The sequence below is a fragment of the Providencia sp. wls1916 genome (assembly GCF_009706585.1).
Lineage (GTDB): Bacteria > Pseudomonadota > Gammaproteobacteria > Enterobacterales > Enterobacteriaceae > Providencia > Providencia lanzhouensis.
Genome location: NZ_WLUL01000019.1, coordinates 1 through 13962, shown reverse-complemented (window position 1 = coordinate 13962; position 13962 = coordinate 1). Strand labels below are relative to the sequence as shown.

General features: G+C 42.9%; 9 protein-coding genes. 6 read left to right on the top strand and 3 right to left on the bottom strand.

Translation table 11 applies throughout. From position 1 onward, the window contains the following. Positions 1 to 13: 13 nt before the first annotated feature. Together GKR61_RS13155 and GKR61_RS13150 are read right to left on the bottom strand one after the other, a co-directional pair. Positions 14 to 937, bottom strand: a complete 924-nt coding sequence (locus GKR61_RS13155) for an aminoimidazole riboside kinase (protein WP_132496470.1) — start codon at positions 935 to 937, stop codon at positions 14 to 16. A gap of 39 nt (positions 938 to 976) precedes the next feature. After that, entirely contained in the window at positions 977 to 1972 is a 996-nt protein-coding gene (locus tag GKR61_RS13150; protein WP_036949589.1) for a LacI family DNA-binding transcriptional regulator, read from the bottom strand. Between the two features lie 250 nt (positions 1973 to 2222). Here GKR61_RS13150 and GKR61_RS13145 point away from each other — a divergent pair, with 250 nt between their 5' ends. The 6 genes from GKR61_RS13145 (at position 2223) to pta (ending at position 12911) form a co-directional block, all read left to right on the top strand. After that, entirely contained in the window at positions 2223 to 3485 is a 1263-nt protein-coding gene (locus GKR61_RS13145; RefSeq protein ID WP_036949587.1) for an MFS transporter, read from the top strand. Further along, complete coding sequence (locus GKR61_RS13140; protein ID WP_154599947.1) at positions 3482 to 4927, top strand: glycoside hydrolase family 32 protein; 1446 nt, start codon at positions 3482 to 3484, stop codon at positions 4925 to 4927. The genes GKR61_RS13145 and GKR61_RS13140 overlap by 4 nt, the downstream gene beginning before the upstream one ends. A 312-nt stretch (positions 4928 to 5239) precedes the next feature. Further along, positions 5240 to 5980, top strand: a complete 741-nt coding sequence (locus GKR61_RS13135) for a MurR/RpiR family transcriptional regulator (RefSeq protein WP_154599946.1) — start codon at positions 5240 to 5242, stop codon at positions 5978 to 5980. Positions 5981 to 6263: 283 nt separating this feature from the next. Continuing rightward, positions 6264 to 7820, top strand: a complete 1557-nt coding sequence (locus tag GKR61_RS13130; RefSeq protein WP_006658525.1) for a PTS transporter subunit EIIC — start codon at positions 6264 to 6266, stop codon at positions 7818 to 7820. An 11-nt stretch (positions 7821 to 7831) separates the two neighbouring features. Next, entirely contained in the window at positions 7832 to 9202 is a 1371-nt protein-coding gene (locus tag GKR61_RS13125; protein WP_036949581.1) for a class-II fumarase/aspartase family protein, read from the top strand. Positions 9203 to 9677: 475 nt separating this feature from the next. Beyond that, on the top strand, positions 9678 to 12911 hold the full coding sequence (gene pta / locus GKR61_RS13120; protein WP_154639834.1) for an autotransporter Pta: 3234 nt from the start codon (positions 9678 to 9680) through the stop codon (positions 12909 to 12911). A gap of 98 nt (positions 12912 to 13009) precedes the next feature. Here pta and GKR61_RS13115 read toward each other — a convergent pair whose 3' ends face one another. Next, positions 13010 to 13957, bottom strand: a complete 948-nt coding sequence (locus GKR61_RS13115; protein ID WP_154599950.1) for an Rpn family recombination-promoting nuclease/putative transposase — start codon at positions 13955 to 13957, stop codon at positions 13010 to 13012. Positions 13958 to 13962 lie beyond the last annotated feature (5 nt).

The following is a 13962-nucleotide window of genomic DNA, read 5'->3' as shown; positions in this document are numbered from 1 at the left end:
CGCGAAATCGTGACTACAGGCTTTTGAGTAAATCTTGACGATATGGCAATGCGGTCATTGCACCCTTCGCCGTGGTGGCTAATGCGCCACAAATTTGTGCTTGTCCAATAATCATGCCCAGCGTATTTTCATCGCGCGGCAGACCATAAACTGCCAACCCTGCTAATAGACCTGCGACAAAGGCATCTCCCGCACCTGTCGTATCAACCACCACCACGGGTCTAGCTGAATAATGCAGAATATCTCCCTGCCAACACACCATCACCCCATTTTTCCCTAGAGTCACAAGTAGCAAATCAAAAGAATACTGTGTGGAAAGTTGTGCAATACCTTGCTGAATATCGGTTTTACCGCTTAAGAAAAATAATTCTTCTTCGGATAACTTCACCACCGAGGCGAAAGTGAGCGCTTTATGTAAACATTCACGCAATAGATTTTCATCCTGCCAAAGATCCGTTCGGATATTAGGATCAAAACTAACGCGCCCACCTGCACGACGAATTTTTTCCATGGCATAAAATGTGGTACTACGGCTCGGTTCGGCACTCAGCGCGATAGAGCACGCATGTAGCCATTCATTTTCCTGAAATACCGGTAAATCCTCTATTTCTAAAAAAAGATCCGCTGCGGGACGAACCATAAACGTAAAAGTTCGTTCTCCCTCTTCATCCAGTTCAACCACCACCGTTGATGTACGATGTTGCGGATCCAACTTCATATAGTCAGTGTCCACTCTCTCTTGATCTAGCGTGCGGCACATAAAGCGACCAAAAGGATCATTCCCGACACGACCAATAAACCCACTTCGTCCATCAAGGCGAGCAACCCCAGCTGCCACATTCGCAGGCGCACCACCCGGCATCTGAAGTAAGCAGCCTTCTCTTTCGGGGATCAAATCAACAACAGCATCACCGAGAACCCACACTTTATCGGTCATAAATTACTCCACAAGCAATATTGAAAATAGTCAGTATGATTAAATTGAATCCCTTGGTAACCAAGGCGATGAAATATAGACAGTTTCTCGATGCGTCTCCCCGTTAATGATATGTAGCGCGCTACGCTTACCAATCTCATAATGCGGAAGTTGTACCGTCGAAAGCGGTGGAATAAATAATTCACCGATCCCAACCATATTGTCGTAGCCCACAACAGCGACATCTTTTGGGATCTTCAATCCACTTTCTAACAAGATCTGATAAACGATGAATGCGATCCGATCGTTTCCACAAATAACTGAATCAAAACCCGCTTTTCCATGGTGGATCTGCTTGCGTACAATCTCAGGAATATCTGCATAATTTTCTGTATTTAAAAAATGATGAGATAACGCATCGGCATTGATTCCATGTTCTTCACAAGCGCGCTTAACACCAAGAGCTCGACGGAGAGTCGCCGGGTGGTTAGCTGGGAGATATAAACATAGCGGTTGGCGGTATCCCGCATTTAATAGCGCTTTCACCGCGTTATATTGACCATCTTCATCATCGGGTACATAGCTGGCCGTTGGTACATTTAGGCTTTCACAGTTAGCGAGTACTAATGGTACCTTCATCATGTGCTTGGTAATTTCAACCTGCCTAAGCCCCATTGCCGTGTAAATAATGCCATCCGGGCGATGAGAAAAAAGTAAGCTCGCGATAGCTTCAGGATCATCACCTTCTAGCATATTCACCACATAGCTATTCCAACCGTGTGAACGCGCAGTCTCTTCAATAGACAGCGTAATATCGACAGAAAAAGGGGACGTTGCCGTATCTAGCGCCAATACCCCAATCGTTCGAGGTTTTTGCCCTGACCGTGTACCGCGGATCATCCGAGCTGAAAGATCAGGCGTATAACCCGTTTCATTAATGGCTTTTTGAATGCGTTCTAGTGTCTCTTTTTTCAGCTTTTCAGGATTATTGATAGCTCTTGAGACCGTCATCATTGAAACGCCCGCCAGCTTTGCGACATCTTTTAAGAGTACCATTTTGCCCTCTTTACTCTGTTTTCAACGTCTTTGTTTTCAACGTCTTTGGTTCCAACGTCTTTTCGTCGGAGTATATCAACCAATAAATCGCCACATGATTGCGAGAATCAGAAACCTGTGACATCCCTCACATACCGCCAATGTTAATGTTAACATTGGTGATTAACATCATATTTATGCACTATACCGTCTTTTATAAAGTGAATGTTAACATTAACAATATAGACATTCTGACAGTAGGAGAATATCTATGGGCAAAAAAACACGCGCTAACATGCATGCCTATCTCACATTAAGTGGTTTGTTATTTACTTTCTTTTGGACATGGTCATCCGTGTTTTCCTTGGTATCTCTGTGGCTCAGCCAAAAAATTGGCTTAAAGGGCACCGATACGGGCATTATTTTTTCTGTTATCAGCTTAACCGCATTTTGTGCTCAACCTCTTTACGGGTTTATCCAAGACAGGCTTGGCTTACGCAAAAATCTATTATGGTTTCTGGGGGGATTGCTATTAATCAGCGGACCTTGGTTTATTTTTGTCTGTACCCCCTTATTAAAATGGAATATTTTTGCGGGAGCGGCCGCGTTGGGCATTTATGTTGGCGCGACTTTCTTTGCCGGTATTGGCGCTCTTGAATCCTATACTGAACGCGTCAGTCGTATTGCAAGTTTTGAATATGGTCGTGCCCGTATGTGGGGCTCACTGGGCTGGGCGGGCGCCACCTTTTTTGCAGGGTTATTATTTAATATCGATCCCAACTTAAATTTTGCCATGGGTTCTGCCAGCGCACTTCTGTTCATCATTTTGTTATGGCGTTTACGCAACGTTCGCCCTCATACCATGAATGAACTTGAGTTCGGAAAAACTCAGTCGCTGACTATCACTGATGCGCTGGGATTATTACGCATGCGCTCATTTTGGTCTTTGGTGATATTTGTCTGCGGGGTAAGTGTTTATAACGTCTACGACCAACAATTTCCGGTCTATTTTGCTTCGTTGTTTGCAAGCCAAAACGAAGGCAACGAGATGTTTGGCTACTTAAACTCGCTTCAGGTCTTTTTAGAGGCAGGTGGTATGTTCTTAGCACCTTTCCTCGTCAATCGGATTGGTGCCAAACGTGGTCTGCTTTTGAGTGGTGTCATCATGGCACTGCGCATTTTAGGTTCGGGGCTTGCTGACGATGCAATCACGATTTCATTTATGAAGCTGCTACATGCGGTTGAACTCCCTATCCTATTAATTTCATTATTTAAATACATTACATCCGTATTTGATAAACGTTTATCTGCAACCATCTACTTAGTGGGTTTCCAGTTTGTAGCGTCGCTCTGCGCCTCATTCTTATCCCCGCTCGCAGGCTACAGTTATGACACATTAGGCTTTGCAGATACCTATATGATCCTCGCCGCTATCGTCATTTTGATGACGATAATTTCAAGTGTCCTTCTGCAATCAGAGGACGCATCAACCGTCAATCGTATGACAACATCGAAAAAAACGGTGGAACTATGAAACAAAAACTTCAGCAAGCACAATTTGCTCTTGAGCAACTTAAAGCTCAACGTGGAAATACCTATTACCCTGACTTCCATCTTGCGCCACCCGCTGGCTGGATGAATGATCCCAATGGCTTGATCTGCTTTGATGGGTTATATCACGCATTTTATCAACATCATCCAATGAGTGCTGACTGGGGACCAATGCATTGGGGTCACGCCACCAGCCACGACATGATCCATTGGCAACATGAGCCTATCGCCCTAGCACCCGGTGATGACTATGATCGTGATGGCTGTTTTTCAGGTTGTGCCGTAAATGATAATGGAACCCTTTCACTCATTTATACGGGGCATGTGTGGCTAAAAGAAGCTGGTGACGATAGCGCTATCCGTGAAGTTCAATGTTTAGCAACCAGTACTGACGGTATTCACTTTGAAAAACAAGGTATTGTGCTAACGCCTCCCGATGGCATTATGCATTTCCGTGATCCTAAAATTTGGCAAGAAAACGGCACTTGGTGGATGGTGATAGGTGCACGAGACGCGGCAAATTGTGGGCAAACGTTGCTTTATAAGGGAAATTCACTACGCGAATGGCAACTTGATCGAATCCTCGCTCACGCTGATGTTGATGGTGGCTATATGTGGGAATGCCCAGATTTCTTCCCGTGTGGCGACCACCACTATTTGATGTTTTCACCGCAAGGTATTCAACAAAATACAGGTTATCAGTATCGTAATCGCTTCCAATCCGGTGTGATCCAAGGTCACTGGCAAGAAGGAAGCGCTTTTATACAAAGTCAAAAATTTACTGAACTGGATAATGGGCACGATTTCTACGCGCCACAATCATTCACGACAGCTGATGGACGACGTGTCATTATGGCTTGGATGGATATGTGGGAATCTGCTATGCCATCCAAACAAGAAGGCTGGGCAGGCTGCTTAACCCTACCACGCGAGTTATTTGTACGAGATGGGCATTTATGCCAACGTCCAGTGATTGAAGCTAAATCACTGCGCCAACAGAGCCAACTCATTGAGCCTCACTCGGTTAGTCAAACAGAAGTGCTACTAGAACATTCCAGCGCCATCGAGTTAGAGCTTGTTTGGGATAGAAACCAAAGTAATGCTGAACGATATGGCATAGCGCTAGGTAATAAGGTAGGCGATGGATTAGAGCTGTATATTGATAGCCAATCTCAACGCTTAGTGCTCTGGCGGCACTACCCAGAATATGAGCTGGACGGTTATCGCAGCATTCCATTACCCACAAACGATAAACTTTCATTGCGTATTTTTATTGACCGCTCCTCCGTTGAAGTCTTTGTCAACGATGGTGACGCCGCAATGTCTAGCCGCATTTATCCCCAACCTAATGAACGCAAGCTAATGTTATTTGCTTCTCATGGTAGCGCGGTTATTTCTGAAGGAACGCTTTGGCAGCTCAAATAATGATTGAGCCGGAATTGGGATAAACAAAATCGCCTTGTGATGTGCTTTATCACAAGGCGTTTTTAATCCTTTAGACTCTGGTTGAGGTTCGTTTCACTTTTATATTCTTAGCTTAAATAGATAAGTATTATTATCGACCTTATAAGTTATTCACATCAAAAAAACTCCCGGAAAACCTGCATAAAATACGGCTTTAACGTATAATCAACGCTGTTGAGCTTTTGCTCACTTCACACAGTGTCGATATCATCATAAATAACACGCGAACCCAGACTAAAATGGGCTTTTGATACTCTATTGATCAGGTGAGATATGCTGGATTTTCTAAAGAATTATGACAACTTAACCGTCAGTGAAAAAAAAGTATTAAAATATCTTACCGATAATATTGCCGATATTCCCTACTTGAATATTAATGAATTAGTCGCCAAAACGTTTGTCTCTAAGACTGTCATTATTAATTTGTCCCAGAAATTAGGCTTTAGTGGGTTTAAAGAACTCAAATTTCAAATTAATAACCATATCCTTTCGCAAAATAAAGCGGAAAAAAACAACCCTGCGTCGTATAAAAAACAGCTTGAAAATAATATCCATAAAACCTTCACGTTGATTAATGAAGAGCAAATTCGCAACTGTGCGAAAACATTACGCGGCTCGCGTAATATCTTTTTAGTGGCACGTGGCACCAGTAAAGCCGTCGGTTATTATCTTGAACACTTGCTATTCTCTCTTGGATTACACTGCTTTTTTATCAACGATTACAATCTCTCCGACTCGTTTACTCGTCTGGTTAACCAAAATGACACCGTGATTTTTATTTCGCTGTCTGGCGGAACCAAAAAAATCATCGAAACCGCTAAAATCGTGCAGTTGAAAGAGGCCAACATCATCAGTATGACCGCCTTTCACACAAACGAACTCACTGCCTACGCCAATAACACCCTTTTCTGCTTCGCGGATAGCTATGACACTAAACGGGATGATTCAAAATCCAGAACCGGATTTTTCATTCTGGTGGACTTGTTAATTAATGAATTGGAAAATCTGCTGTAAATAAACGCCTCCCTCACCTTATTTATTTAGCTTAAAGTTAATTAAATACTTTTCATTCAATTATTTTTGTTATTCTTCAAATAATTATTTATTTAAAAAATCATCAACACATTGATGACAAAATTATTATTAGTATGATTTTAAAAGCTTTATTTAATAATAATGACCTAGGTCTTAATCTATGACCTGAGATAATATTTAAAACCGTAACATCATTTCATTTAAAAAACCCAGTGCTAGTATTCCAGTTAATTTCAATAATTCTTCGTCATTAGGAAAAAATATGGCTAAAAGAAAATTCGGTGAGTCAATCCAGCGCTTTGGTAGGACACTGCTCCTGCCAATCGGGGTTCTGGCTCCAATTGGTATGATACTGGGGATCAGTGGTGCATTAGTTCAAACCTACATGATTGCTCGATTCCCTTTCCTCGGCAATGAAACCGTTAACGCATTACTTGTCAGCATCCGTTCTATTGCGGGCGTTATCTTCGACAACATCCCATTACTGTTCGCCATGGGGGTTGCCTACGGCATGAGCCAGCGTGATAAGGGGATCGCGGTCTTCGCCTCCGTTGTGGGTTACCTTTCGTTGATCATCACCATGAATATTTGGTTGGTGCTCACTGGTAAACTGGCGGATCCCGCGATTATGGGTCAAGTGGGACAGATTAAAGTTTTAGGTATTCAAACCTTAAATATCAGTGCCGCTGGGGGGATTATTACAGGGTTAATTGGTGCATGGGCCACCGATAAATTCTACAACCTCGAGCTACCGACTGCTTTCGCCTTCTTCTCAGGTAAAAAATCGGTTGCGATCATCATGGTCGGTTTAATGATCATGGTCGGTGGAACATTACCGTTTATCTGGGAAGTCTTAGTACAAGGCTTGATGAAGCTTTCTGCCGTCTTCCTAAGTCCTGTCGGTCCATTCTTTACCGCAGGGGGTGAACGTCTGTTTATTCCATTCGGGTTACACCATGTTTGGAACGTTCTGTTTAGATTTACCGAAGCCGGTGGTACCTATGTTATTGATGGACAAACCTTTGTTGGTGTCGTTCCAGCCTTAACGGAAGTGTTATTTAAGCAAGGTCCAAGTAGTGAATACTGGGCAATGATGCCAAGCCTGACGCGCTTTATGGCGCAGCAACAAATGCTGGTGACGCTGTTCCTGTTCCCTGCGATTGCATTAGCTATCTATAAAACATCGAAAAAAGAGAACCGAGCTGAAGTTAAATCGATGTTGGTGACCATGGTATTGACCGCGATGCTCGGTAACGTGACCGAACCGCTCGAATTTACCTTCGTGTTTATCGCACCGCTGCTGTACTTAATCTATGCCATCATCGTCGGTATTGGTGCAGTGTTGTTGTCATTCGCTGGGGTTGCTATCGGGTATATCCGTGGAACCGTGTTTGACTTCACTATCTTCGGTCTGCTGTACGAGCACACTAACTGGATATTCTTAGTCCTGATTGGTGGCGGTTTAGCGGTAGTGACTTACTTCATCTTCTACTGGGCGATTATCAAATTTGATATCAAAACCCCAGGTCGTGAAGAGTCGAGCAACCTAAAAAATACCTTAATTAAAGAAAAACGTTATGGCGAAATCGCTGAGATCCTTGTTGAAGCCTTAGGCGGTAAAGAGAACATTCGTAACGTAGATAACTGTATTACCCGTATGCGTATTGATGTCGCAGAAGTGAATAAAATTGATAAAGATTTAATGTTGGAATCAGGATGTACCGCATTCTTCTTTCCATCGGCAAACCACGTCCACGTAGTTTATGGACCGAAAGTTGAATTTGTTCGCAACGCTGTTGATGAGTTCATGAAGAAATAAAAGGATATATGATGAGAGCCTTATATGATTCTAAGAGTAAAACCATCGATGACCGCGGTATAAAAGCCCTGTTATCGGATGAAGCCAAATACAATACTTGGCTGATGTTTGAATCCATGTTAGCTCAAGCGCAGGCTGAAGCGGGGTTCATTCCCCAATCAGCGGCCGATGAAATTAAAGAAAAAGCGGTTATTGAGAACATTGATTTTGAAGAGATGAGCCGCATTTACCAAAAAATTGGGCACGGTTTCGTTCCCTTCTTAAAAGTCTTGGTGAATGCGTGTTCTGAAGAGAGTGGTAAATACATCCATTACGGAATTACCACCCAAAATATTCAGCAAAGCTCGCAGCTGTACATGATGAAAACGGTACATAATAAATTTATGTTGCTGTTAGGTGAGATCATCGAAAACCTGTCGGGTCTTGCTGAAAAAACTAAGCATATGGTGATGCCAGGCAGAACCCATGGGCGCCACGCTATTCCAATTACTTACGGTTACAAAGTGTCCGTATGGATCAGCGATTTCATTGACTGCTACCAGCGTATGAAAGAGTGTGAAAAGCGCGTATTTACCATCATGATGGGTGGCGCTGTGGGTGCGTTTAACTCCATGCCGGGGATTGGTTTAGAAGTGCAAAAACGCGTTGCTGAGCTGACGGGCATGCATGCGATGGAAGTCCCATCTCGCAACCTCAGCACCCATAAACTCGAGTACATGGCGAACTTAGCGCTGATGGCGAATATCTGTCATAAAATTGGGGAAGAAGTTTACAGCACGACGCTGGAAGAAATAGCGGAAGTGTCTGAAGGCTTCACCAAAGGCACAGTGGGCAGCAGCACCATGCCACACAAAATCAACCCAAAACTGGCGAAAGGGATTATTGCTAACTCCCAAAAACTGTATTCGTTACCGAGTGTTGGGATGTATTCTGCCGTCAGACCGTATGAAGGTGATAGCAGCTCTTATATGTTATTCGATGGGCTTATCGAAGAAGCGCTGGAACTGACTACTGAAATTTTATTAAGAACCGAAGAGCTTTCGAGAACTCTGGTACCTCACGAAGAGAGAATGCTGCATAACGTTCTGAGAAATAAAGGGTTAGATAATACCGAATACGTGATGATGAAAATGGCTGAGAAGCTGGGTAAAGATAAAGCACACTCATTGCTGTATGAAGAAGCCATCAAAACCGCAGCGGATGGTGAGGATTTCTACACTAACCTCACCAAGAACGAAACCATTACGGCAGCATTTAGCAATGATGAAATCAAAGCGATGCTAGACCCACGTTCGTATATTGGTTTGTCCGTTGAAATCGCAGAAAAAGAAGCGAAACGTGGTTTAGCCGCAGCCCAAGAAATTAAACAGATTTATCAGTAATTATTCGCTTAATAATTTAACTTAATTCTGTTATTTGAAGCCGCCATTTTAAAACAATGGCGGCTTTTTTTGGTTATAAAAATATGAATATTGCTAAATAATAGAAAAATAATTCATTACTTTAAATTAGTTATTAATACTTAAAAAATAATTAGCAAGAATGACTGTTAATAAATAATGTGAATTTGTTACCACAACTGATTTATTCTCAATAAATTTATCTAAATTTTAATTCCTGTATTCAAAAGCAAAAATTAATTTAATTCACCACGTAGAACTATCATTTAATTTGTTCTGTTCACGTTCTATTCATCTGCATTTGATGTGATTAGCTAGTCAATAAATCTACTTTTTCGATAAATAAAAAGATTTTGAGATAGCGCTCAAGTATTTATTTTTATAAAACACAGATTATCTCTGCGATTCTGTTTTTGATTCTTAATGATGTTTTTTGATTGATAACAAAGGTATCAGAATGAACAAAGCACATAAATTTGCGTCATCTTCTCGTTATAAAAATAAAGCTGCAATAAATAAAAATATTTTTCAGCTTTCTATTATTACTTCTGCGCTATTATTTTCCGGCTATACGCTGGCTTACTCTGAAACAGGGCAACTCGGTGATAAAAATAGTTGGGAAAGCCAAGAATATAAAAATGACTGGGGTTTAGCCGCCATGAATGCCTCCAGTGCTTATGCGCTGGGATATCATGGGCAAGGCGCTAAAATCGGCGTAATGGATTCAGGCGCATTGTTATCTCACCAAGAGCTAAGTGGCTCTCGCTTCCACGCGGTCAAAGCCAAAGGTGAATACGGCTCCACGGGGATGCGTTATCCTCAAGAGTTAGGCGGTCACTATGAAAAAGGTCAAGCCTTCGATGTGACTGGAGATTGGATCAAAGGCGTGAATGATACTCACGGTACCCACGTGACAGGTACCGTCGGTGCTAACCGTGATGGCGAAGGTATGCACGGCGTTGCCTGGGGTTCCGATGTGTATGTGGGTAACACAGGTGCCACCGACAGCAATAACTATGGTCCTTATCAAGATTACCAATATTTCTATACTGGCTGGAAAGCCATGGTGGATGCTGGTGCCCAAGTGATCAATAACAGTTGGGGTACCAACCCAAGAATTATTGATGCAGGGAAAACGGTCGGTCCTGATGGTGGTAACACCACGGTACATTTACCCGTTGATACCACCCAACAAACTGAGTACGAATATTTCTATTTCAAAAAAATCTACGGGGATAACCCATCCTTTGTAGATGCCGCCTATGATGCCGTGAAAGGCACCAATGTTGTTCAAGTCTTCACCACAGGTAACCGCGATTTTAAAAACCCGTACTATCGCCCTCTTTACCCTTATTTCAATCCACAAGCAGAGAAACATTGGATTGCGGTTGCAGGGTTAAAACAGACGGCAGACAAAACAGGCTATGAAATTGAAGGTATGTTTAACGAAGCGGGAAATGCCAAATGGTGGACCGTCGTTGCCCCTAGCCGCTATATCTACTCCAGCGTCGTAGATGCTGACGGCAATCCGGGTTGGGATACCTTTAGCGGAACATCAATGGCAGCACCACACGTCACTGGTGCCATGGGCGTTTTAATGTCTCGTTATCAATCCATGAATGCCCTGCAAGTTCGTGATGTGATGTTCACGACTGCCAACCGTTATAACCCAGATGGCAGCCTCTATAAAGGCTGGACATCCGCGGATGGCGTACCTGATGAGCGCTATGGTTGGGGTACTCCTGATCTCGAAAAAGGTATGTATGGCCCAGGTCAATTCTTAGGTAAATTCGAATACCAACTGGATGCTGTCCCACTTGATGTCTGGACAAATGACATTAGCCAAGCGGCGTTAGATCAGCGTGAAACCGAAGATTTGGCGTGGTTAGCCGATTATAAAGCCAACGGTATCGATGCCGGTGGCGATTATAATCTTGGTACCGATTTTGTGGTCAATGATGGCAATCCAGACCCAACTTCTCATATTGTCGATAAAGAAGATGCTAAAAAATGGCGTCAGGAATATTACCAAAAACGCGCTGAGGCCATTCAAGCCAAAATCGATGCAGGCTTGTATGATGGCGCTCTAGTCAAAGCGGGTGAAGGCACATTGGTGATGACGGGGGATAACACCTACCGTGGCGGTACAACCGTCGAACAAGGTTCTCTGTACGGTTTTACTGAATCCTTTGGTACTGCAGACGTGAATGTTAACGGCGGCACAATTAGCGTGCTTAATCGTTATAACGACAAATTTACTCAAAAAGGTCAGTTAGTCTCCAATGAAAGCCATAAAGCCAATATCAACATCAACGATAAAGGTACCTATTTAGTCACCGCAGGTCATGATGTGAATGTCGGTAATATGACCTTAAATCAAGGCGCTAAACTGGATGTTGCTGCCGATAACATTGGGCAACTGAAAGATGTTTATCTTAATGATAAATCAATCCAAGGTACGGTTAACGCAGATAATTTAGCTGACAATCGCGCTAAAACCAAAATGCTGGCGACAAATGCCAATAATGCTGCCGCAGATGATTATGCGTTATTCCAAAAAGACGTTTCTGTAAAAGATAACACCATTACGGGCACTCTGAGTAAAAAAGCGGATGCCTCATTTGCTTCATTTGCTAATAATGAAAATGGTCGTTCGATTGCTAATTCATTAGAAAGTAACGCTAAAGGTCAGCTATTTGATGCAACACTACCGATGAGCGAACGTGACCTTCGTAATACTTATCAATCACTCGGTAGTGATATGTACCTTAATGCGAATAATGCCAGTGTGGTGAACGTATTGGGTCTAACTCGTACCGTGAAAGATCAGGCTATCGGCGTGGGTCATGGTCGCTATGCTAACCTTGAAAATAGCAATGCACGCATTTGGATGACAGGTGTTGGTCAATGGGGCAACCTTGACTATGGCTACAGCAATATGGATACCGATTTCTATGCAGCATTAGTGGGTGCAGAAATTGATGTCGCTGAGCATACCAAAACGGGACTGTTCTTTGGTGCGGGTTCATCTAAATATAAAGCTCATGAGTACGGCAAAATTGACAGCAATGATCTGCATGTCGGTGCCTACGGTGTATCCAATATCAAGAATGTAGCTGCGATTAACTATGGTGTAACGCATACAAACCAAGACCGAGATGCAAAACGCACGCTGTGGGTAGGCCAAGAGTCCGGTTATAACTCCACCAGCTATGATGCAAAAATCACGCAATTCTTCGTGGAAGGTGCTTATACCCAGCTGAATAATGACCGATATTCTGTTGAGCCTTATGCTGGATTTAACTGGCTGCATGTCACCAGCGATAATCTGCATGAGCAAGTCGGCAATATGCAATTCACCACCAAAACAGATAACCAAGATATCCAAGTTGGTACCGTTGGTTTACGTGGTGGCTATCCATTCAGCGCGGGTAATGTGAATCTCACACTGAAAGGTGACGTATCTGCGAGCCATTTATTTGGCGATACTCGCCCAGAAGCGATGTTGTTCCTGTCAGACACTGGCGAAGCCAAAATTCGTGGTGGCAAGTTAGATAACTTATTCGGTGTAGGCTTAGGGGTTGATGCTCAACTGAATAAATCCACGACTTTCGGAATCTCTTACCAAGGTCAATATAACAGTGATGTCAGTTCAAGCGGAGTGAATGCCACATTAAAAATTAACTTTTAATTCAATTAATTAAAAAAGGGCAGAATCAATTTTATGTTGATTCCGCCCTTCACAGTTTTTTATCAATACAGTTTTTCGATAAATACAGCGTATGCTAATTAACTCATCGCTTGAATTTCAGAGTGGGATAAGCCTGTAATTTTACTAATAATATCAATATCTAACCCTAGACTTAAACTGGTCAACACTTGGGTGTAAGTGCGTTGTTTGGCCTTCTCCTGCTCTTCTTGTCGAGCTTCTTCTCTTCCTTTGACTAGCCCTCTTTTTAATCCTTTTTTTAACCCCTCATTTCGTAAACGATCGGCAATGGTCATAACAGTCTCCTGATATCCTTCGGTTTTTTCTATTAATGTTTTGACTATCTTCTTGTATGTCGGCGTATCCATCACACTAAACAGATAGTTGATGATTAAAATAACGTCATCACGGTGGTTTTCGTTCTCCTTGATTACCTGCGCTAAGCGCTTTGATAGAACCATCAGGTCATCTTTCAAAGAAGCATGTTTGAGAACTAGCTCCATCGCGGCGACTTTTCGGTGATTCACAAGTTCATCGTCGCTTGCCACCGTGACATCCACTAATGGCAGTGGATTACAGTACAAATCATGCGCTAAATCAGACCACTCAAAGCAATCCGTCCATGACTGGGAGTAAGGATAAGGAGATTGATTACCATGATAAAACAGGATGGGAACCACCAGCGGCAAAGTTTGGTGCCCTTGCTGCAAATGCTGATTCATTGCGCAAAATGCGTAATGCATCAGCCGCCAGCCCATCAGCTTATCGGGGGAAGATTGATGCTCAACCAAGAAATAAAAATACCCCTTCCCCCTGAGTGTTTGAACGGAATAGAGCATGTCCGAGAAACGAGAGCGCAATGTTTTATCCACAAATGAAGCACTGGCCAACTTCAAGGTATCAAAATTGCAGAGGTGCTTAATGCGATTAGGAAGATGGACTTCAAAAAAATCCCGCGCATTATCCACTTTGCTCATAAAGCCTTTAAAGGTTGAATCATGAGGAGCTACAATTGATTGGGTCGCCATCTCGG

Coding starts and splice junctions, on each gene's coding strand:
- GKR61_RS13155 (WP_132496470.1), bottom strand. CDS start 937: ATGACCGATAAAGTGTGGGTTCTCGGTGATGCTGTTGTTGATTTGATC.
- GKR61_RS13150 (WP_036949589.1), bottom strand. CDS start 1,972: ATGGTACTCTTAAAAGATGTCGCAAAGCTGGCGGGCGTTTCAATGATG.
- GKR61_RS13145 (WP_036949587.1), top strand. CDS start 2,223: ATGGGCAAAAAAACACGCGCTAACATGCATGCCTATCTCACATTAAGT.
- GKR61_RS13140 (WP_154599947.1), top strand. CDS start 3,482: ATGAAACAAAAACTTCAGCAAGCACAATTTGCTCTTGAGCAACTTAAA.
- GKR61_RS13135 (WP_154599946.1), top strand. CDS start 5,240: ATGCTGGATTTTCTAAAGAATTATGACAACTTAACCGTCAGTGAAAAA.
- GKR61_RS13130 (WP_006658525.1), top strand. CDS start 6,264: ATGGCTAAAAGAAAATTCGGTGAGTCAATCCAGCGCTTTGGTAGGACA.
- GKR61_RS13125 (WP_036949581.1), top strand. CDS start 7,832: ATGAGAGCCTTATATGATTCTAAGAGTAAAACCATCGATGACCGCGGT.
- pta (WP_154639834.1), top strand. CDS start 9,678: ATGAACAAAGCACATAAATTTGCGTCATCTTCTCGTTATAAAAATAAA.
- GKR61_RS13115 (WP_154599950.1), bottom strand. CDS start 13,957: ATGGCGACCCAATCAATTGTAGCTCCTCATGATTCAACCTTTAAAGGC.